This window comes from Geodermatophilus sp. URMC 60 (genome assembly GCF_053502585.1).
The window spans coordinates 2,777,551-2,795,944 of the sequence record NZ_CP199958.1 but is presented as its reverse complement, the minus strand read 5'-3'; the positions used below and the strand labels follow the sequence as shown (position 1 = coordinate 2,795,944).

23 protein-coding genes are annotated in these 18,394 nt (G+C 74.6%); 7 read left to right on the top strand and 16 right to left on the bottom strand.

Annotated elements, in window-relative coordinates; all coding sequences use genetic code 11:
* Positions 1–70: 70 nt before the first annotated feature.
* Positions 71–907, top strand: a complete 837-nt coding sequence (locus tag ACWIX3_RS13345; protein WP_448607833.1) for an SPFH domain-containing protein — start codon at positions 71–73, stop codon at positions 905–907.
* 24 nt (positions 908–931) lie between these two features.
* Here ACWIX3_RS13345 and ACWIX3_RS13340 read toward each other — a convergent pair whose 3' ends face one another.
* Positions 932–1,198 (bottom strand): hypothetical protein, encoded by a 267-nt coding sequence (locus ACWIX3_RS13340; RefSeq protein ID WP_448607832.1) that lies wholly within the window; start codon positions 1,196–1,198, stop codon positions 932–934.
* A gap of 85 nt (positions 1,199–1,283) precedes the next feature.
* Here ACWIX3_RS13340 and ACWIX3_RS13335 point away from each other — a divergent pair, with 85 nt between their 5' ends.
* Entirely contained in the window at positions 1,284–3,125 is a 1,842-nt protein-coding gene (locus ACWIX3_RS13335) for an NAD+ synthase (RefSeq protein ID WP_448607831.1), read from the top strand.
* Positions 3,126–3,198: 73 nt separating this feature from the next.
* Positions 3,199–4,029 carry a 3-methyl-2-oxobutanoate hydroxymethyltransferase gene (panB, locus tag ACWIX3_RS13330; protein ID WP_448607830.1) on the top strand — a complete coding sequence of 277 codons (831 nt, stop codon included), beginning with the start codon at positions 3,199–3,201 and terminating at the stop codon, positions 4,027–4,029.
* A 116-nt stretch (positions 4,030–4,145) separates the two neighbouring features.
* On the opposite strand, the gene npdG is transcribed toward panB, so the two are convergent.
* The 4 genes from npdG to ACWIX3_RS13310 form a co-directional block, all read right to left on the bottom strand.
* A complete protein-coding gene (npdG, locus tag ACWIX3_RS13325; protein ID WP_448607829.1) occupies positions 4,146–4,841 on the bottom strand; it encodes an NADPH-dependent F420 reductase in 696 nt (231 codons plus the stop codon).
* A 120-nt stretch (positions 4,842–4,961) separates the two neighbouring features.
* Complete coding sequence (locus ACWIX3_RS13320; RefSeq protein ID WP_100497516.1) at positions 4,962–5,147, bottom strand: hypothetical protein; 186 nt, start codon at positions 5,145–5,147, stop codon at positions 4,962–4,964.
* 89 nt (positions 5,148–5,236) lie between these two features.
* The gene (locus tag ACWIX3_RS13315; protein ID WP_448607828.1) at positions 5,237–5,443 is read right to left on the bottom strand and encodes a hypothetical protein; all 207 of its coding nucleotides are present in this window, start codon (positions 5,441–5,443) and stop codon (positions 5,237–5,239) included.
* Between the two features lie 134 nt (positions 5,444–5,577).
* Positions 5,578–6,048, bottom strand: a complete 471-nt coding sequence (locus tag ACWIX3_RS13310; protein ID WP_448607827.1) for a cupin domain-containing protein — start codon at positions 6,046–6,048, stop codon at positions 5,578–5,580.
* Between the two features lie 116 nt (positions 6,049–6,164).
* Here ACWIX3_RS13310 and ACWIX3_RS13305 point away from each other — a divergent pair, with 116 nt between their 5' ends.
* On the top strand, positions 6,165–7,301 hold the full coding sequence (locus ACWIX3_RS13305; RefSeq protein ID WP_448607826.1) for a diguanylate cyclase domain-containing protein: 1,137 nt from the start codon (positions 6,165–6,167) through the stop codon (positions 7,299–7,301).
* 138 nt (positions 7,302–7,439) lie between these two features.
* The gene (locus tag ACWIX3_RS13300; RefSeq protein WP_448607825.1) at positions 7,440–8,750 is read left to right on the top strand and encodes a M24 family metallopeptidase; all 1,311 of its coding nucleotides are present in this window, start codon (positions 7,440–7,442) and stop codon (positions 8,748–8,750) included.
* Between the two features lie 126 nt (positions 8,751–8,876).
* Here ACWIX3_RS13300 and ACWIX3_RS13295 read toward each other — a convergent pair whose 3' ends face one another.
* The gene (locus ACWIX3_RS13295) at positions 8,877–9,869 is read right to left on the bottom strand and encodes an SDR family oxidoreductase (RefSeq protein ID WP_448607824.1); all 993 of its coding nucleotides are present in this window, start codon (positions 9,867–9,869) and stop codon (positions 8,877–8,879) included.
* A gap of 285 nt (positions 9,870–10,154) precedes the next feature.
* Here ACWIX3_RS13295 and ACWIX3_RS13290 point away from each other — a divergent pair, with 285 nt between their 5' ends.
* Positions 10,155–10,577: a hypothetical protein gene (locus ACWIX3_RS13290; RefSeq protein ID WP_448607823.1), complete on the top strand. Its 423-nt coding sequence runs from the start codon at positions 10,155–10,157 to the stop codon at positions 10,575–10,577.
* A gap of 36 nt (positions 10,578–10,613) precedes the next feature.
* On the opposite strand, the gene ACWIX3_RS13285 is transcribed toward ACWIX3_RS13290, so the two are convergent.
* Genes ACWIX3_RS13285 through ACWIX3_RS13255 form a run of 7 tightly spaced genes read right to left on the bottom strand, consistent with a single transcriptional unit; the run spans position 10,614 to position 14,507 of the window.
* Positions 10,614–11,039, bottom strand: coding sequence for a ChaB family protein (locus ACWIX3_RS13285; RefSeq protein WP_448607822.1), 426 nt, complete (start codon positions 11,037–11,039; stop codon positions 10,614–10,616).
* 29 nt (positions 11,040–11,068) lie between these two features.
* Positions 11,069–11,530 carry a cupin domain-containing protein gene (locus ACWIX3_RS13280; RefSeq protein WP_448607821.1) on the bottom strand — a complete coding sequence of 154 codons (462 nt, stop codon included), beginning with the start codon at positions 11,528–11,530 and terminating at the stop codon, positions 11,069–11,071.
* 9 nt (positions 11,531–11,539) lie between these two features.
* Positions 11,540–12,448, bottom strand: coding sequence for an alpha/beta hydrolase (locus tag ACWIX3_RS13275; RefSeq protein ID WP_448607820.1), 909 nt, complete (start codon positions 12,446–12,448; stop codon positions 11,540–11,542).
* A 1-nt stretch (position 12,449) separates the two neighbouring features.
* Entirely contained in the window at positions 12,450–12,812 is a 363-nt protein-coding gene (locus ACWIX3_RS13270; protein WP_448612472.1) for an acyl-CoA thioesterase, read from the bottom strand.
* A 26-nt stretch (positions 12,813–12,838) separates the two neighbouring features.
* Positions 12,839–13,069 (bottom strand): hypothetical protein, encoded by a 231-nt coding sequence (locus tag ACWIX3_RS13265; protein WP_448607819.1) that lies wholly within the window; start codon positions 13,067–13,069, stop codon positions 12,839–12,841.
* A 1-nt stretch (position 13,070) separates the two neighbouring features.
* Positions 13,071–13,328, bottom strand: a complete 258-nt coding sequence (locus ACWIX3_RS13260) for a DUF2795 domain-containing protein (RefSeq protein WP_448607818.1) — start codon at positions 13,326–13,328, stop codon at positions 13,071–13,073.
* Positions 13,329–13,373: 45 nt separating this feature from the next.
* Positions 13,374–14,507: a baeRF2 domain-containing protein gene (locus tag ACWIX3_RS13255; RefSeq protein ID WP_448607817.1), complete on the bottom strand. Its 1,134-nt coding sequence runs from the start codon at positions 14,505–14,507 to the stop codon at positions 13,374–13,376.
* A 153-nt stretch (positions 14,508–14,660) separates the two neighbouring features.
* Between ACWIX3_RS13255 and ACWIX3_RS13250 the strand changes: the two genes are divergently transcribed.
* Positions 14,661–15,005, top strand: a complete 345-nt coding sequence (locus ACWIX3_RS13250; RefSeq protein WP_448607816.1) for a hypothetical protein — start codon at positions 14,661–14,663, stop codon at positions 15,003–15,005.
* A 74-nt stretch (positions 15,006–15,079) separates the two neighbouring features.
* Here ACWIX3_RS13250 and ACWIX3_RS13245 read toward each other — a convergent pair whose 3' ends face one another.
* Genes ACWIX3_RS13245 through ACWIX3_RS13235 form a run of 3 tightly spaced genes read right to left on the bottom strand, consistent with a single transcriptional unit; the run spans position 15,080 to position 18,317 of the window.
* Positions 15,080–15,970 (bottom strand): type II secretion system F family protein, encoded by an 891-nt coding sequence (locus ACWIX3_RS13245; RefSeq protein WP_448607815.1) that lies wholly within the window; start codon positions 15,968–15,970, stop codon positions 15,080–15,082.
* Entirely contained in the window at positions 15,970–16,911 is a 942-nt protein-coding gene (locus tag ACWIX3_RS13240) for a type II secretion system F family protein (protein WP_448607814.1), read from the bottom strand. The genes ACWIX3_RS13245 and ACWIX3_RS13240 overlap by 1 nt, the downstream gene beginning before the upstream one ends.
* Positions 16,911–18,317: a CpaF family protein gene (locus tag ACWIX3_RS13235; RefSeq protein ID WP_448607813.1), complete on the bottom strand. Its 1,407-nt coding sequence runs from the start codon at positions 18,315–18,317 to the stop codon at positions 16,911–16,913. Before ACWIX3_RS13235 ends, ACWIX3_RS13240 begins: the two co-directional genes overlap by 1 nt.
* Positions 18,318–18,394: the final 77 nt, after the last annotated feature.

Sequence of the window (18,394 nt, the reverse complement as noted above, 5' to 3'; positions counted from 1 at the left end):
CCATCACGAGGGCGGCGCGGCCACGGGCACGACCCCGCGTCCGGCCGCGGCGCCGTTGGCGGAGGGCGAGATGGACGTCATTCTCGCAGTGGTCCTCGTCGTCGTCCTCGGGCTGCTGGTGCTCGTGGGCGCGAGCGTCCGGGTGGTGACCCAGTACCAGCGCGGGGTGGTCCTGCGCTTCGGCCGGCTGCTCGGCGACGCCCGGCCGCCGGGCCTGACCGTCATCGCCCCGGGCGTCGACCGGCTGCACAAGGTGAACATGCAGATCGTCACCATGCCGGTGCCGGCGCAGGAGGGGATCACCCGCGACAACGTCACCGTCAAGGTCGACGCGGTCGTCTACTACCGGGTGTTCGACCCGGTCCGCGTCGTGGTGGACGTGCAGAACTACCAGGCGGCGATCGCCCAGGTCGCGCAGGCGTCGCTGCGGTCGATCATCGGCAAGAGCGACCTCGACGACCTGCTCTCCAACCGCGAGCGGCTCAACCAGGGCCTCGAGCTGATGCTGGACAACCCGGCCGTCGACTGGGGCGTCCACATCGACCGCGTCGACATCAAGGACGTCGCGCTGCCGGAGTCGATGAAGCGGTCGATGTCCCGCCAGGCGGAGGCCGAGCGGGAGCGCCGGTCGCGGGTGATCACCGCGGAGGGCGAGCTGCAGGCCTCGCAGAAGCTGGCGCAGGCCGCGCAGGTGATGGCCGCCCAGCCGGCCGCGCTGCAGCTGCGCCTGCTGCAGACCATGGTCGAGGTGGCGGCGGAGAAGAATTCGACGGTCGTGCTGCCGTTCCCGGTGGAGCTGCTCCGCTTCCTCGAGCGGACCACTCCCCCGGCTCCGGACTCCGAGGGGACGGTCGTGAACGGCGTCCCCCTCCCGCGGCCGACGACCCCACCGGTGGCCGCCGGCTGACCGCCGCGCCGGTCCGCCCGGCGCTCAGGCCGCGGAGCCGACGGCTCCGGGCCGCCGCGCCACCCGCGGTGCCACGGCCAGCCCCGCCTCGAGGGCCAGGAAGGCGCCGCTCGGCCAGACGGTGGGCCGACGCTCCGCCACGCACCCGGCCAGGCGCGCGACGGCCGTGCCGGCGGCACCGCCGAAGAGGGCCGGCACCCGTGCGGGCGCGAGGGCGGCGACGACGCCGATCGCGGCGTAGGCCCCTGCCGCCGAGCGACGGAGGATCGAGGGCAGGGACGTGCGCGGCACGGTAGCGGGCGGGCGGCGTGGTGCGTGATCACCCTGACGCCCTCCCACCTGGCCGGACCGTCGGAGCGGCGGCCAGGATGGGGACGTGACCGATTCCGCGCCGGTACAGCTCCGGGTGGCCCTGGCCCAGGTCGACACGCGCGTCGGCGACATCGCCGGCAACGCCGCGCTGGTGACCCGCTGGGCGGCGGACGCCGCCGCGGCCGGCGCCCACGTCGTCGTCTTCCCCGAGATGACCCTCACCGGGTACCCGCCGGAGGACCTCGTCCTCCGCGAGTCCTTCGCCCGCGCCAGCGAGACCGCGTTGGTCGACCTCGCGGCCGACCTGGCCGGGCGGGGTCTGGGCGACACCGCCGTGGTCGTCGGCTACCTGGCGCACACCGAGGGCAGCGGCCCGGCGCCCACGGAGTCGATGCCGGGGGACGACGAGCGTCCGGCCGACGCCAACCCGCGCCACGGCGCGCCTCGCAACGCCGCGGCGCTGCTGCACGGCGGCGAGGTCGTCGTCCGCTACTACAAGCGGCACCTGCCCAACTACGGCGTCTTCGACGAGGCCCGCTACTTCGTGCCCGGCACCGAGCTGCCGGTCGTGCGGCTGCACGGCGTGGACGTCGCGCTGACCGTCTGCGAGGACCTCTGGGTCGAGGGCGGTCCGTGCGGCGTCGCCGGGCAGGCCGGCGTCGACCTGGTCGTCTCCCCCAACGCCTCGCCCTACGAGCGCGCCAAGGACGACCTGCGGCTGCCGCTGGTGCGACGGCGGGCGGCCGAGGCGCGCGCCACCGTCGTCTACTGCAACCAGGTCGGCGGCCAGGACGAGCTGGTCTTCGACGGCGACTCGATGGCCGTGTCCGCCGACGGCGAGCTGCTGGGCCGGGCACCGCAGTTCGTCGAGCACCTGATGTGCGTGGACCTGCGCATCGACCCGTCGTCCGTGCCCGGGCGCCGGGAGGGCCGGGTCGGCCCGATGACGGTCACCCGGCACGTGCTGTCCGAGGACCCGGTGCCGGCGTTCGAACCGCGGCCGGCGTCGGTCGCCGAGCCGCTGTCGGACCCCGAGGAGGTCTGGCGCGCGCTGGTGCTGGGCCTCAAGGACTTCATCGACAAGAACGGCATGCCCTCGGTGGTGCTCGGGCTCTCCGGCGGCATCGACTCCGCCGTGTGCGCCGCCCTCGCCGTCGACGCGCTGGGCGCCGACCGGGTGTACGGCGTCGGCCTGCCCTCGAGGTACTCCAGCGAGCACTCCCTGGCCGACGCCGAGGACCTCGCCCGGCGCACCGGGCTGCACTACTCCGTCGTCCCGATCGCGCCGATGGTCGACGCCTACCACTCGTCGGTGGAGCTCTCCGGCGTCGCCGCGGAGAACCTGCAGGCCCGGGTGCGCGGCACCCTGCTGATGGGGCTGTCCAACCAGCACGGGCACCTGCTGCTGACGACCGGCAACAAGAGCGAGATCGCCGTCGGCTACTCCACGCTCTACGGCGACTCGGCCGGCGGGTTCGCCCCCATCAAGGACGTGCCGAAGACGCTGGTCTGGGCCCTCGCCCGCTGGCGCAACGAGTACGCGCGCAGCCGCGGCGAGACCGAGCCGATCCCGCAGAACTCCATCGACAAGCCGCCGTCGGCCGAGCTCGCGCCCGGCCAGGTCGACACCGATTCGCTGCCCTCCTACGAGGAGCTCGACGCGGTGGTCGCCGACTACGTCGACCGCGACCTCGGGATGGCCGACCTGCTGGAGCGCGGCCACGACCCGGAGGTGGTGGCCAGGGTGCTGCGCCTGGTGGACGCCGCGGAGTTCAAGCGCCGGCAGTCGGCTCCCGGAACGAAGATCAGCCTCAAGGCGTTCGGACGCGACAGGCGGCTGCCCATCACCAACCGGTGGCGGGAGACGCTGCCCACCGTCCGCGAGGGAGCGGCAGCCCACCCGTGAGCGAGCTGGCGAGCTCGTGCGGGGCCACGGCACCGCCGGTCACGAGGCCGACGAGCGCCAGCGAGGAGGAGTCATGACCGAACCGGTTCTCTACGGCGGGAAGTCGACCGCCCGGGTGCGGGTGCACCACCTGCAGCAGGCCAAGGAGCGCGGCGAGAAGTGGGCGATGCTCACCGCCTACGACACCTTCAGCGCGGCCGTCTTCGAGGAGGCCGGCATCCCGGTCATGCTCGTCGGCGACTCGGCCGGCAACGTCGTGCTCGGGCACAGCTCGACCGTGCCGGTCACCGTCGAGGACCTCCTGGTGATGACCAAGGCGGTCACCCGCTCCACGAAGCGGTCGCTGGTCGTGGCCGACCTGCCGTTCGGGAGCTACGAGGCGTCGCCGCAGCAGGCGTTCGCGACCGCCGTCCGGATGATGAAGGAGGGCGGCGCGCAGGCCGTCAAGCTCGAGGGCGGGGTGCGGGTCGCCCCGCAGATCAGGATGCTGACCGAGAACGGCATCCCGGTCATGGCGCACGTCGGGTTCACGCCGCAGAGCGAGCACGCCCTCGGCGGCTACCGGGTGCAGGGCCGCGGCGCCGGTGCCGACCAGCTGCTGGCCGACGCGCACGCCGTCCAGGAGGCCGGGGCGTTCGCCGTCGTCCTGGAGATGGTGCCCGCTCCGGTGGCCGCCCAGGTGACCAAGGAGCTGGCCATCCCCACCATCGGCATCGGCGCGGGCGCCGACTGCGACGCCCAGGTGCTGGTCTGGCCGGACATGGCCGGGCTGACCAGCGGGCGGGTGCCGCGCTTCGTCAAGAAGTACGCCGACCTGCGCGGCGAGCTGCTGCGCGCGGCGCGCGAGTACGCCGACGAGGTGCGCGGCGGCGTCTTCCCCGGCCCCGAGCACTCCTTCGAGTAGCCGGCGCGGCTCCAGCCCGGCTCTGCGGTGGCTCCGCCGGGTTCCTCGCGGGTTGCCGGTCCTGCAGCCGTGTCGGTGCACGGATGACGCCGGCGATCGGGGCACCGGCCGCGGCCTCAGACGTCGGTGACGCGGATGCCGGCGTGCGCCTTGTACCGGCGGTTGACCGACACGAGGTTGATGGTCAGGGCCTCGACCTGGCGGGCGTTGCGCAGCCGCCCGGCGTAGATGCCGCGCATGCCCGGCAGCCGGCCGGCCAGCGCCTGGACGGTGTCGGTCGCCTCGCGGACGTCGCCGACGACCATCACGTCGCCGTCCAGGGTGGGCCTGGAGAGGTCCTCGAGCAGCCGCGCCGACAGGTGGTGGAAGGCGCCGACCACGTGCGAGTCGGGCAGCAGCGCGGCGGCCTGCTGGGCCACCGAGCCCTCGGGGACGTCGAGCACGTAGGCGCCGAGCTCGTCGAAGGCCATGGGGACGACGCAGTCGACGACGACCTTCCCGGCCAGCGGGGTCGCGAGCTCGGCGAGGGTGTCGGCGTGCCCGGCGTACGGGACCGCGACGATGACGAGGTCGGCCGCACCGGCGACGTCGACGTTGGACCCGCCGGTCACCGAGACCTCGCAGCCCCCGGCCGCGGCGGTGGCCCGCTCGGCGACCTGGGCGGCGACCTCAGCGGCCCGCTCGGCGTCCCGCGACCCCAGCAGCACCCGCTGCCCGGCCGCGGCCAGCCGGCCCGCGAGCCCGCGGCCCTGCGGACCGGTGCCGCCCAGCACGCCGACGACCAGGTCCTCCACCGAGCGTCCGTCCGACACGTCCCACCTCCCGCGCCGCCGGACCGCCCGGCGTCATGCCGATCATGCCCCGACGCGCCCGCGGCCCCGTCCGGGGGCTCGCCGCGAGCTCGTGAGGGGTGAGGGGGACGGGGCCCCCTTTCAGTCGCCGTCCCGCCAGGCGCGGTCCTCGGCGGTCAGCCGCTCCTCGCGCTCGGCCACCGACTGCAGCGCGTGCTCGGCCTCCTCACGGGTCGCGTACGGGCCCAGGCGGTGCCGCTCGGCGCAGCCGTCCCGGTCCTCCACGGTGTGGTGCTTGAGGCAGTAGAACCACGGCCCCTGCGCCATCTCGTCCTCCTGGTGCGGTCCTCGAGGTCACGGTGGACGGTACGCCCGGCCGTCGCGCCGGCCCCGGTTCCCGAGGGACGACGAGACCGCTACCGCGACGAGGACCGGTCCCTGACGCGTCCGCCGCCGAACCAGTAGACGACCTGCAGGTCGGTCATGGTGCAGCCGCTGCCGCAGTCGAACGTCGTCGGGGCCTCGCGGACCGCGCCGTCCGGTCTCCGGTAGATCTGCCAGCCGACCGCCGCGCGGGCGCCGCAGGTGGGGCAGTCGGTCCAGGTGATGCGTTCGTCGCGCACGCCGCTCCTCGTTCCGCACGGCCCCGGCCGGGCCTCCCGGGACCGCGACCGGTCCCGCCGGGCTCAACGAGGCCGGTGCGGGGAGGATGTGCGCCCCGGCGTGTCGGCGGACCCCGGAGCGTCCGCAGGCCCGGTCAGACGTCGACCATCACCTGGTCGTGGCGGGCGTAGAAGGCGGTCATCTCCTCCGGCGAGAGCGTCCGGCCGCTGCGGCGCAGCTCGGCCATCTCGGCGAAGAAGTGCTCCCGCGCGATGCCGGGCGCGAAGAGGATGAGGAAGTCGGCCGGCTCGTCGCCGTCGTTGCGGAAGCCGTGCACGCCGTGTTCGTGCACCAGTGCGAAGTCCCCGGCCGAGCAGGGCCGCCAGCCGCCGCCGGCGTAGAGGGTCAACCGGCCGGAGAGGACGTAGAACGACTCCGAGAAGGTCTGGTGGTAGTGGGGCGCCGCCCCGGGGCTGTGCGGCGCGAGGCGGTACTGGACCAGGCCGAAACGGCCGGCGGTGTGCGAGCCGGGGGCGACCATGCGCAGCGCGCTGGCCCCCGACTCCACCATCGGGTGCTCGGCGAGGGTGCGGACGACGGCCGTGCCGGGGTCGGGGTGGGACACGGCCGCCACCATGGCATCGGCGTGCGACGACGTCGACCGTCCCGGTCGCCGAACACATGGTGACGAGAGTGCAACAGGACTACCTGCGGAACTGCCGAGTACGGCATGCTGCTTCCGTGAGCGGGCGGCGACGCAAGGACACCGACACACTGCTACGGAGGTACGACACATCCGTCAGCCGGGGGCCGGAACACCGGATCGCGGCGCTCACCCTCGCCGCGCTCACCTTCGTCGCCGGCCTGATCGGAACGGCGAACCTCTTCGTCGACGGGACGCTGCACCAGGGCGCCACCCGCACCACCTACACGGTCGCGATGACCGCGTGCCTGGTGGCCGCCGCCGCACTGGCGGTCCGCCAGCGGGCCGGCCCGTGGCAGACCCTCGGCCTGGTCGTGCTGACCGAGGTGGTCTACGTGATCGTCGTCTTCAGCGTCTCCGTGCCGGCGCAGGCGACCCCGCTGATGCTCCTGTTCCCCTCCTTCATCGCGGCCTGGTTCCTCGGCCCGTGGATGCTGGGTGCCACCATGCTGGCGACGGTGGCGGCCTGCACGGTCGCCCTGGGCCACACCTACGACGGCGCCCTGTCGATCGCCGTTCAGGTGGTGATCAGCGCCGGCGTCCTGAACAGCGCCGCGCTCGGCGTCTACGTGCTGCGCCGCCGGGTGCAGCGGCTGCTCGAGGCCACCCAGGCGCTCTCCCACCAGGACCCGCTCACCGGGCTGTCCAACCGGCGCTTCCTCGTCGAGCAGGCCCCGCGGGTCTGGCGGCAGGCCCGCCGCGAGGGCTCGCGGGTGGCCGCGATGGTCCTGGACCTCGACCACTTCAAGCGGCTCAACGACGCCCACGGGCACGCCGCCGGCGACGCGGTGCTGCGGGCGGTCGCGTCGTCGCTGGCGGCCACGGTTCGGCCCACCGACGTGCTGGCGCGGATCGGCGGCGAGGAGCTGATCGTGCTCGGTCTGGTCAGCGACCCGGCCGAGGCCCACCAGCTGGCCGAGCGGCTGCGCGCGGCGGTGCGGACCAGCCGCACGGACGACGGCCACTCGGTGACCGCCTCGATCGGCATCGCCCTGGCCCGTCCGGTGGACGGCGAGGACCCTGCCGACGCGATGTGGCGGCTGGTCGACCGCGCCGACGGTGCCATGTACGAGGCCAAGCAGGCCGGCCGCGACCGGGTGGCCGCAGTGCTGCCGCGGCAGCGTTCCGTGCGGTTCGCCGACAGCATCCCGCCGGCCGGTCGCCCGAGCGCCTGAAGGACCCTCTGCCCTCCCGCCATGTGAGGACCCCGTCCTCCCCACCCCTCGCAGGCCGGGGCGGGGCCGGCGCCGGCCCCGGCGGAGGGCCGCACCGCTCGACCGGTGAGGACGCCGGTTCTCTGCTCCACTCTTCCCATGACGCTCGTCGCGCCGGATCCGACCCGGACGGTGCCGTTGCCGCTCCGGGAGCAGGCCGACGTCCGCGACCGGTGGCTGACCCAGCGGCTGCTGGACGTCCTCCCCGGACTCATGGACCGCGCCGGCATCGACCTGTGGCTGGTCGTCGGCCGTGAGTACAACGAGGACCCGGTCCTGGCCACCCTCCTGCCGGCCACCTGGCTCTCGGCCCGCCGCCGCACCATCCTCGTGCTGCACCGCAGCGACGACGGCGTCACCGCCGCCGCGGTCTCCCGCTACCCGGTCGGCCAGTTCCTGCCTGCCTGGTCCCCCGAGGACGGCGGGCGGCCCCCGGCCGAGGACAGCCAGTGGGCCGAGGTGCGCCGGATCGTCGAGCAGGCCGCGCCGCGGCGGATCGGCGTCGACGTCTCCGCGGACTTCGCCCTCGCCGACGGGCTCTCGCACACCGAGCACCGGCTGCTGACCGAGGCGCTGGGGCCGTGGGCCGACCGGCTGGTGTCGGCCGAGGAGCTGGCCGTCGGCTGGCTGGAGACGCGCCTGCCGGAGGAGATCGCCGCGCTCGACGGGCTCAACCACCGGGTGCTCGAGGTGGTGGAGGAGGCCTTCTCCCCCGCCGTCCTGACCGCCGGCGTCTCCACCGCCACCGACCTGGCGTGGTGGATCCGCCAGCGGCTGGCCGACCTGGGCGTCGAGCCGTGGTTCCACCCGGTGGTCGACGTGCAGCGCGCGGGGGTGGTGCCGCTGCGCGAGCACGGGGCCCTGCTGCCGGCGGTCCGCTACGACGTGCCGGTGGAGCCCGGCGACCTGGTGCACTGCGACGTCGGCCTGTCCAGCCTGGGCCTGAGGACCGACAGCCAGCGCAACTGCTACGTGCTGCGTCGCGGTGAGACCCGGGCGCCGGCCGGGCTGCGCCGGGCGCTGGCCGTGGGCAACCGGCTGCAGGACCTGACGACGGCCGAGCTGGTACCCGGCCGCACCGGGAACGAGGTGCTGGCCGCGGCCCGGTGCGCCGCCGAGGCCGAGGGCATCGACGGCGTCATCTACTCGCACCCGGTCGGCGTGCACGGCCACGGCGCGGGGCCGGCGATCGGGCGCTGGGACGACCAGCGCGGCGTCCCGGGCGCCGGCGACCGGGTGCTGCACCCCGACACCGTCTACGCCCTCGAGCTGTGCGTGCACGTGCCGGTGCCGGAGTGGGGCGGCCAGCCGGTGCGGATGGCGCTCGAGGAGGGCGTGGCCCTGACCGAGGACGGCGTGAGCTACCTCGGTGACCGGCAGACCGAGTTGCTGCTCATCCCCGGCGCCTAGGGCCCCCTCCAGGGGTGGCCCCGTCCGGGGCACCGCCGGCCTCCCTGCAGGGTCCCGCTGCGAGCTCGCGAGTGGCGGGGGGCAGGGAGGTCCTTCTACGAGGGACGGGGAGGACGGGGTCCTTGCTCAGGCCGAGGGGCGCCGCCGGATGGCCCGCAGGAGGAGCTCGCCGGGCCGTGCCACGGCGCCGGCGACCCGGGTGACGGGGCTGCTGGTGAGCACCTGGCCGGTGAAGGCGCCGCGCACCCGGCCCGGCCCCGGGGTCGGGGTGTCGAGGATGTCGGTGCCGTCGTCGGGGCGGTCGGTGGTCTGTAGCTGCCGGCCGGTCACCGACAGCAGTGCGTCGGTGAGGGCAGGGCTGAACCGCTGCCCGGCGATGAAGCCCAGCGCGGCATCGCCGACGGGGATCTCCCGCCGCGGGTGCACCGATGCGCGCACGACCGCCTCGGCGACCAGCTCGGGCGCGTAGACCGGCGGGGGCGGCTTGGGCATCGAGCCGAGCTTGGTGCGGGCGTGCTCGAAGAACGGCGTGGCGATGCCGGCGGGCAGGATCTGGCTCACCTCGACCGGCGACCCCTCCTCGGCCAGCTCCATCCGCAGCGCGTCGTAGAAGGCGCGCAGGGCGAACTTGCTCGCCGAGTACGGCGCGTGCAGCGGGATGGAGCGGTAGCCCTCCACCGAGCCGATGCCGATGAGCACGCCGCCACCGGCACGCTCCAGCGCCGGGACGGCAGCCTGCGCAGCGGCCACGTGGCCGATGTAGTTCACCTCGGTGACCCGGCGGAACTCGTCGAGGTCGATCTGCTTCACCGACCCCCAGATGCCCACGCCGGGCACGGTGACGAAGGTGTCGATCCGGCCGAAGCGGGCCTCGGCCGCGTCGACGAGTGCCCGGACGGCGGCCTGGTCGGTGATGTCGGTGGGGACGGCGACCGCCTCCGCGCCCTCGCGGGTGAGCTCCTCGACCAGCGTGCCGAGGGCCTCCTCACCGCGGGAGGCGACGACGATCCGGGTGCAGCCCTGCCGGGCGAACTCGAGCGCCGTCGCCCGTCCGATGCCGCTGGAGGCGCCGAGGACGACGACCACCTGGTCGCTGACGGGAGGTCGCGTGTCGGCCATGCTGCTGCGCTACCCGGCGGGCCGGTGTCCGAACGCGCTCGAGGCCACCGGGTGACCGGCGTGCCGATCCCGGTGGCGGAGGAGGCGCCGAGGTCCTGGCCGCTCACCTCCTCGGCCGGGACGACCGGGTCGGCGGTGCCGACCCGCCAGGCGTTCCCGGCCGGCGTGAGCGGTCGGCGTGAGCGGTCGGCGAGGTCGCTAGAGTCCGCTCGTGGGCACCTCCCCCATGGCGAGACCCGCCGGTGGCGGCCACGGCAGCCGGCGCCCGTCCGCCGAGTCCTCGTAGTGGACCCGGACGACTGGTCCAAGGTCGTGCTCGCGGCGATCCCGGTGGTGGGCGCCGTGGCCAAGCTCCTCCGGAGTGCGGTCCAGGGTCGCCGCGGTCGGCTGGTCGGTGACGCGGACCTGCTCGCGAAGCTCCCGCCGGACAGCGCTGCGTACAAGCGCATGCTGGGGCACCTGGACGACGAGGTCGCGCGCATCATCGAAGACGAGGACAGGAAGCGACGTGACGTCGTCGGGATCGTGCTGGGCGTGGCCCTCCTGGCCGGGGCAGCAGCACTCACGATCTCGGCATGGCGCAGCGACGGGGACGTGTCCCCGTTCCTGTGGGCGGCAGCGGCGGTGGTCGCGATCCTCGGCACCGTCGGCCTGGTGCAGGACGCCACCCCTCGGGCACGGGACGACGCAGGTCGACCGATCAAGTAGGACCGGCCCCTCGCTCCTCGTCCGGTGAGGTGAGGACTAGCTCCTCTTCCGCGCCTCCGCGGTCGCCTTGTCGTTGGCCTTCTGGATGGCGTCGACCAGCTCGTCCTTGGTCATCCTCGACCGGCCGCTGACGTCGAGCCGCCTGGCGACGTCCATCAGGTGCTCCTTGGTTGCGTTGGCGTCCACGCCGCCCTTGGTCTCCCGGTTCGTGTCCCGGCCGCCCTCGGCCTGCGCGTCGCTCGGGCCCTTGTGGTCCTTGGGCTCCCAGTGGTCGCCGACCTTCTCGTGCGTGTGCTTGACCGCGGCCCAGGCGACCTGGTTGGCGCGCTGCTCGTCGTCGTAGGAGTCCATGGCCGAGTCGTGGGTCTTGGCGAAGGTCCGCTGCGCCTTCTCGTCCGACCGCTGCAGGGTGCTGGGGATCTCGGACTGCTTCGCGTCCCCGCGCTTCGTCGTCTTCGGCATGCCGTGCGGTTACCCGCCGTCCGTGGGCGTCAGTCGCCGTCACCCAGCCAGGTGACGCCGTGCTCCCGGGAGGCACGCTCGTAGGCCTCGCCGGGCGGCGCCCCGGTGCGGCTGGCCCCGGCGAGGACGCGGAAGAACCCCTCGAAGCCGGCCGGGGAGGTCATGCACAGCAGCCGGCCGGTCCGCGGGACCACCCGCCGGTGCGAGTGCGGCACACCGTGCGGGAGGTAGAGCGTCCCGCCCGGCCCCACCGTGAACTCCCGGTCGCCGCACACGAAGACGTGCTCGCCCTCGACGACGTAGTACAGCTCGTCGGTGTCCCGGTGCACGTGGCGCGAGGTGTCCAGGATCGGTGTCTCCTCCTCGAAGAGGGTGAAGGCACCGCCGGTGGTGTCCGCCGCCGCGCGGACGACGATCGTCGTCCCCCAGAACGCGAGCCGTTCCCCGCCGTCGTGGTGCTGCGCGAAGGGTGGCGCGACGGGAGCGGCCATGCGGGGACGCTACGCCGGGTTGCCGGGACCGTCAGCCCTCCGCGGCGCCGTCGCGAGGAACGGGACCAGCGTCGCCGCGAGCTCCTCCGGGGCCTCCTCCGCCACGTGGTGGCCGCTGTCGATCCGGCCGCCGCCACGCAGGTCGCTGGTCCACTCAGCCCAGATCACCCGCGGGTCGCCGTGCAGCTCCTCGAGGTCGTCACGGGCCGACCAGAGCACCAGGGTCGGGCAGGCCACCCGGCGTCCGGCGGCCCGGTCCGCCTCCTCGGCGGCACGGTCGACGCCGAGGCCGGCCCGGTAGTCCTCGAGCATCGCCCGCACGGTGGCCGGGTCGGAGGTCGCCCGGCGGAAGTCGGCGTGGTTCTCCGCCCCCATCACCCCCGGGTCGCCCGCGTACCAGGAGCCGGGGTCGGCGAGGATCGCCCGCTCGGGCTTGTCCGGCTGGGCGAAGAAGAACCAGTGCCACCAGGCGGTGGCGAACCGGGCGTCGGCGCGGTCGAGGTGCTCGACGATCGGGATGCAGTCGAGGACGGCGAGGTGCGTGACGGCGCCGGGGTGGTCGAGGGCCGTGCGCAGCGCGACGTAGCTGCCGCGGTCGTGCCCGACGACGGCGAACCGCTCGTGCCCCAGGCCCCGCATCAGCGTGACCACGTCGCGGGCCATCGCGCGCTTGGCGTAGGGCGCGTGGTCCTCCGTCGTCGGCGGCTTCGACGACCGCCCGTAGCCGCGCAGGTCCGGGCAGACGACGGTGTGCCCGGCCGCGGCGAGCAACGGGGCGACGCGGTGCCAGGTGGTGTGGGTGCGTGGGTGCCCGTGCAGCAGGACGACGGGCGGGCCCTGGCCGCCGATCCGCACCCGCAGCCGGACGCCGTCCGCTCCGTCGGCCGTGGTCTCGCCGAAGCCGTCGAAGAAGCCCACCTCAGCCCTCGGCGAAGCGGGACCAGTGCGCGCGCTCGGCGTCGGTCATGGGCCGGCTCGTGTCGGTGGCGAAGTCGAACAGCACCATGACGACGGAGGCGCGGATCGCGACCTGGTCGTCCTGCACCAGCTCCTGGCGCAGGGTGAGCGACCTGGTCCCCAGCCGCGTCACCGTGCTGCGCACGCACAGCCGCTCACCCACCCGGTAGTACAGCTGGCGCAGGTAGTCGACCTCCAGCCGGGCCAGGATCAGCCCGCGGTCCCCCGGCGCCCCCTCGGCCATCGCCAGCCGCGCGTCCTCGACCAGGCTCAGTGCCCGGGCGTGGTTGACGTGACCGAGGGAGTCCGGGTCCGACCAGCGCAGCTGGACGGTGTGCTCGTGCGGGGTGCTCAGGGCAGGTCCGCGGTCTCTGCGGACTGGCGGTGGGCGCCCTGGGCGTCGTCCGGGTCGGGGTGGACGGTCCGCTCCTCGGACTCGGCCAGGATCACCTCGGCGGCGACCTCCTCCATGCCGCTGCCGTGGAGTTCCTCCTCCTCGGGCAGCAGGTCCGCCCGCGTGTGGACGTTGTGCTCGGTGACGTTGGCCAGCGCCTCGGGGCTGGGCTCCTTGTTGGTGGTCACCTCAGAACCGCTGCTGCTCGGTGCCGATGCCCAGGGTCCGGGCGACGTCCTGCACGTTCTCGAACTGCTGGCCGGACGGGAGCCGGCGCAGGTCGGAGAGCACGCGGTCGGGGGCGTTGCCCTCCTGGGCCTTGGCCACGAGCGCGTCCTTGTCGGCGGGCCACACCTCCTTGCCGAGGGCCTCGGCGAGCGCGGCGCGGCGCTCGACGTCGCCGGTCGACGTTCCGGGGGCGGTGGCGGGCTGGTGCGGGTCGGTCACGGGGTCTCCCATCGATCGGGGGTCGGGGTCACTGGGGGGTCGGGGTCACTGGGGGGTCGGCGTGGAGTCGTCGGTGTAGCGGAGGATGGCCGCGACCGGGATGTCACCGGGCATCGCCGCCCGGGGGACGACGACGACACCGGCGCTGCCGGCCACCGCCGCGGCGAGCAGGGCGCGGTCCGCGGGCACCGAGTGCACCTCCTGGACACCGAGGGCGTCCATGTCCCCCTGCTCGGTGCCGAGCAGCAGCGGCGAGGGCCCGACCAGCAGCTTCTCGTCGTCCGGCTGGTCGGCGAGCACCAGCGTCTCGACCTGGCCCTTGCGCAGTGCCTCGACGACCGGCGCGGTGCCGGTCACCGCGAGGCCGTGCGCGGCCGCGGACTGGATCTTCTCCACCGCGTCGGCCTCCTCGCGGGCCTCGTGCTCGGCCACGAGCTCGGCGGTCCGCAGGTCGACCGGCTCGCGGTCGGCGCCGGCAGCCCGGCCACCCTCGTCCATGGAGACGATGAGCTCCGACCACAGGTCGCTGGCCCGGTCGGTGAGGATCTGCCGTGCCCGCATGTCGCCGGCGAGGAGCACGAACCGGGGGTGCAGCCGGCGCACCAGTGAGGCGATCCGCTCGGCGACGTTGTCGGCGTTGTGGATCCACTTGTTCTCTGCGTTGTGCTGGTAGCGGTGGTGGGCCCAGCCGCCGCCCTGGAACTTGCGGATCTGGAAGCTGTCCCCCTCGACCTCGTCCTCGATCTCGGGCCGGCCGACGAGGGTGGCCACCGAGATGTCGGCCCCGACCCGGTCGGTGACGACGACGATGTGCGGCACGCGGCCGGGCAGCTGCCGCAGGATCGGCATCAGGTCGGGCGCGGGCGAGTACTCGGCCACCTCCTGCCGGGGTGCGCCGACCAGCGGCTGGTCGAGGACGACGCTGCCGTCAGCGGCGACGACGAGCGCGCGGCCCCGCAGGGTGGCGACGTCCCCGCCCTCGTTGGCCTCGAGCAGCCGGCTGCGGACCGCCTCGACCACCGCCTCCGGCGCACCCTGGTCGGTGAGCTGCTCGGTGAGGGCACGGACGCGCAGCTCCACCTCGGTGTCGGCGTTCTCGGTGGTGTGCGTGACGTCGGCGCACACCGTGGCGTAGGGCCCGGAGGCGCTGAAGACCGGTTCCAGGAAGGACACGTCCATGGGGGTGGGACCACTCCTCGATCGATGTGGGTCGGGTCGGGGGTTCGGGTCGCGGGGACTGCGACCCCGGGCTGTCCCGCCTCCGCCGCCTACCCACCGGCCGTGCCCTCACACCCGGTGTCGGATCCGGGGGGCGGGGGTAGGCGGTCGGCCATGACCGAGCACGACCAACTGCCGCTGCCCGACTACGACCACCTCCCCGTGGAGGGACTGACGTCGCGGATCCGCACGCTGGACGCCGCGGGCCTGGAGACGCTGCTGGAGTACGAGCGCGCGCACGCCGACCGGCTGCAGGTGGTGACGATCATGGAGAACCGCCTGGCCGCGCTGCGGGAGGGCGCCCAGCCCTCCGGCGGGGACCCGGCCGCCGCGGCCGTCGACGACCCGGTGCACGCCGCGACCGGCTCGAAGGTCTCCGAGGCGACGACCGGCCCGGTGATCAACCCGCCGTCCCAGGGCGACCCGACCAACCCGGCCCAGCCCCGCAGCACCGGCTGACCCGGAGGAGGACGGCCTCCCTGCCGGGGCCCGCTGCGAGCCCGTGCGTGGCGGGGGGGCAGGGAGGTCCTTCCTCACTCCCCGCCGAAGGCCGCGGCGATGTCGAGGACGGCGGGGCCGAGCAGCACGATGAACAGCGTCGGCAGGATGCACAGGATGAGCGGGAAGATCACCTTCACCGGGATCTGCATGGCCTTCTCCTCGGCCCGCTGCCGGCGCTTGAGCCGCATCTCCGCGGCCTGGGTGCGCAGCACGTCGGCGATCGAGACCCCGTACGCGTCGGCCTGCACCACCGCGCGGATGAAGCGGCGCAGGTCGGGCACCGCCGTCCGCTCGGCCAGCGCCAGGTAGGCCTCGCGGCGCGGCTGGCCGACGGCGATGTCCTGCAGCGTGCGAACCAGCTCCTCGGCGAGCGCTCCGCGGCCGTTGCGCCCGGCCCGCGCCATCGCCGCCTCGAAGCCGAGCCCGGCCTCCACCGCGATGGTCATCTGGTCGAGGGTGTCGGCGAGCTCGAGCGCGATCGCCTGCTGCCGCTCCTGCCCGCGGCTGTAGAGCAGCAGCTCGGGGACGACGTGGGCCACCCCGGTCACGACGACGGCCATGAGCACGGTCAGCGGACCGGGGCTCGCCGTCACCACCAGCAGCCCGAGCGCCCCGGCGACGAGGGCGAGCACCAGCTTGGCCGCCACCAGCCGGGGCACCGGCCACTCGGCCGGGCGTCCCGCTGCGCCGGCCAGCCGGTTGAGCCGGGCCACCGTGCCGGCAGGGGTGAGGGCGCCGGCCAGCCTGGGCAGCAGCCGGGCACGTGGCCGGGTGGCGGCCGCACCGGGCAGCTCCAGGCCGCGGGTCAGGTTGGCGCGGGCGCGTGCGGCGGCGTCCTGCGGGCGGGCCAGCAGGGCCCAGCCCAGCAGCGGGACGGCGAGGGCGACGGCCAGGGCGGCCGCGAGCACGGGGGCGGGGACCATCAGAACCGGATCGCCACGGTCTTCTTGAGCCACAGCCCGCCGACGGTGAGCAGCACGACGACGGTGGCGATCATCAGGTGGCCGGCGAGTCCCTCGGTGAAGCCGGCGAGGTAGGCCGGATTGGTCACCGACAGGAAGCCGACGATGCCGAAGGGCAGGGTCATCAGCACGATCGCGGACAGTTTGCCCTCGGCCGACAGCGCCTTGACCTGACGGCGGATGGCGTTGCGCTCCCGGATGGTGTGCCCGACGGTGTCGAGGACCTCGGCCAGGTTGCCGCCGACCTCCCGGTGGATGCCGATCGCCTGGGCCACCCAGCGGAAGTCGTCGCTGGCCATCCGCTCGGCGACCTCGTCGAGAGCGTCGCCGAGGTCGCGGCCCACCCGCGTCTCGTTGACGATCCGGGCGAACTCCTCCGCCGTGGGGGACGCGGCCTCGGTGGAGACGGCGTCGACCGCGCGCAGCAGGCTGTGCCCGGCGCGCAGGCTGCTGGCCATCAGCTGCAGCGAGTCGTCGAGCTGGTCGGCGAAGGCCGCCTGCCGCCGTCCGCGCCGCATCCCCAGGAGCACCTTGGCGCCCAGCGGGGGCAGCGCCGCGAGCACCAGGCCGAGCAGCAGCCCGCCGAGCAGCAGGCCCAGCGCGCCGAGGACGACGGTGCCCAGGCCCACCAGCAGGACGACGTCGGACAGCGCCGTGGCCACCCCGGCCCGCTCCAGCGCGGCCGTGCCGCGGGCCACCAGCCCGCGCCGGGCGAGCACCCGCTCGACCGCGGCACCGGCCGCGGCCGAGGCCCCGGCCAGTGCCGACGCCGGTGGCGCCACCGCGGGGTCCAGGCGGGACAGCGGCACCCGCCGCGGCCCGGCCGGCAGGACGACGAGGGCGAGCAGCAGCAGCGCGCCGGTGACCGCGAGCAGCCCGACGCCGAGCAGGAACGGGGACATCAGGTCCACCCCCGGCGGGCCTCGACGGTGCCGAAGACCCGCGGTGAGACCCGGATGCCGAGCTCCTCGAAGCGGTCGGTGAACCGCGGCCGGACCCCGGTGGGCACCGGCTTGCCGAGGAACCGGCCGGCGGCGTCGACCCCCGCGGAGTAGTCGAAGAGGAACGCGTCCTGCAGCGTGACCGTCTCCCCCTCCATGCCCTGCACCTCGGTCACGTGGGTCACCCGGCGGGTGCCGTCGCGCAGCCGGGTCAGCTGGACGACGACGTCGACGGCCGAGGCGATCTGCTCGCGGATGGCGCGCAGCGGCAGGTCCATGCCGGCCATGAGCACGAGCGTCTCCAGCCGGGCGATGGCGTCGCGCGGGGAGTTGGCGTGCACCGTCGACAGCGACCCGTCGTGGCCGGTGTTCATCGCCTGGAGCATGTCCAGCGACTCCCCACCGCGGCACTCCCCGACGACGATCCGGTCGGGCCGCATCCGCAGCGAGTTGCGCACCAGGTCGCGGATGGTGATCGCGCCCCGGCCCTCGATGTTGGGCGGCCGGGACTCCAGCCGGACGACGTGGTCCTGCTGCAGCTGCAGCTCGACGGCGTCCTCGATGGTGACGATCCGCTCGCCCTCGGGGATGAACGAGGACAGCACGTTGAGCAGCGTCGTCTTCCCGGTGCCGGTGCCTCCGGAGACGATGACGTTGAGCCGGGCCTCGACGCAGGCGCGCAGCAGCTCGGCCATCTCCGGTGAGAGGGTGCCGAAGCCGATCAGGTCGTCGACGGTGAACGGGTCCTTGGCGAACTTGCGGATGGTCAGCGTCGACCCGCTGAAGGCCAGCGGCGGGATGATCGCGTTGACGCGGGAGCCGTCGGCCAGCCGGGCGTCGACCAGCGGCGAGGACTCGTCGATCCGCCGCCCCACCCGGGAGACGATCCGGTCGATCACCCGGCGCAGGTGCTCCTCGGAGGTGAACCGTGCGCCGGTGCGGACGAGCCGGCCCTCCTGCTCGACGTAGACCGCGTCCGGGCCGTTGCACATGATCTCGGTGACGCTCGGGTCGTCGAGCAGCCGCTGCAGCGGGCCGTACCCCAGGACGTCGTCGGCCAGCTCGGCGGTGAGCCGCGCCCGCTCGTCGGCCGACAGCGGGACCCGCTCCTCCTCGACCACCTCGTCGAGCTCACCGAGGACGACGGCGCGCAGCTGCTCCTCCGACAGCGACGGGTCGTTCATCCGGTTGCCCATGCGCTCGAACAGCGCCTTGGCGACGCGGTCCTTGAGCCGGGTGAGCGCGTCGGTGGGCGGCGGCACGGCCACCGGGGCGGCGGCCCGGGGCGCCGGCAGGGCGGAGGGCGCATCGGCCTCGGGCGCGGCGTGCCGGCCCTGGGCCGCCGCGAGGCGGGACGCGAGGTTCACGACGCCGCCCGGTGCACGGAGGCGGAGGTCACGACGCCGCCCGGTGCACGGAGGCGGAGGTCACGACGCCGCCCGGT

Bases quoted from the DNA above. Each gene is read 5' to 3' on its own strand.
- ACWIX3_RS13345 (WP_448607833.1), top strand. From the start codon at position 71: ATGGACGTCATTCTCGCAGTGGTCCTCGTCGTCGTCCTCGGGCTGCTG.
- panB (WP_448607830.1), top strand. From the start codon at position 3,199: ATGACCGAACCGGTTCTCTACGGCGGGAAGTCGACCGCCCGGGTGCGG.
- ACWIX3_RS13320 (WP_100497516.1), bottom strand. From the start codon at position 5,147: ATGGCGCAGGGGCCGTGGTTCTACTGCCTCAAGCACCACACCGTGGAG.
- ACWIX3_RS13300 (WP_448607825.1), top strand. From the start codon at position 7,440: ATGACGCTCGTCGCGCCGGATCCGACCCGGACGGTGCCGTTGCCGCTC.
- ACWIX3_RS13295 (WP_448607824.1), bottom strand. From the start codon at position 9,869: ATGGCCGACACGCGACCTCCCGTCAGCGACCAGGTGGTCGTCGTCCTC.
- ACWIX3_RS13285 (WP_448607822.1), bottom strand. From the start codon at position 11,039: ATGCCGAAGACGACGAAGCGCGGGGACGCGAAGCAGTCCGAGATCCCC.
- ACWIX3_RS13280 (WP_448607821.1), bottom strand. From the start codon at position 11,530: ATGGCCGCTCCCGTCGCGCCACCCTTCGCGCAGCACCACGACGGCGGG.
- ACWIX3_RS13255 (WP_448607817.1), bottom strand. From the start codon at position 14,507: ATGGACGTGTCCTTCCTGGAACCGGTCTTCAGCGCCTCCGGGCCCTAC.
- ACWIX3_RS13250 (WP_448607816.1), top strand. From the start codon at position 14,661: ATGACCGAGCACGACCAACTGCCGCTGCCCGACTACGACCACCTCCCC.
- ACWIX3_RS13245 (WP_448607815.1), bottom strand. From the start codon at position 15,970: ATGGTCCCCGCCCCCGTGCTCGCGGCCGCCCTGGCCGTCGCCCTCGCC.
- ACWIX3_RS13240 (WP_448607814.1), bottom strand. From the start codon at position 16,911: ATGTCCCCGTTCCTGCTCGGCGTCGGGCTGCTCGCGGTCACCGGCGCG.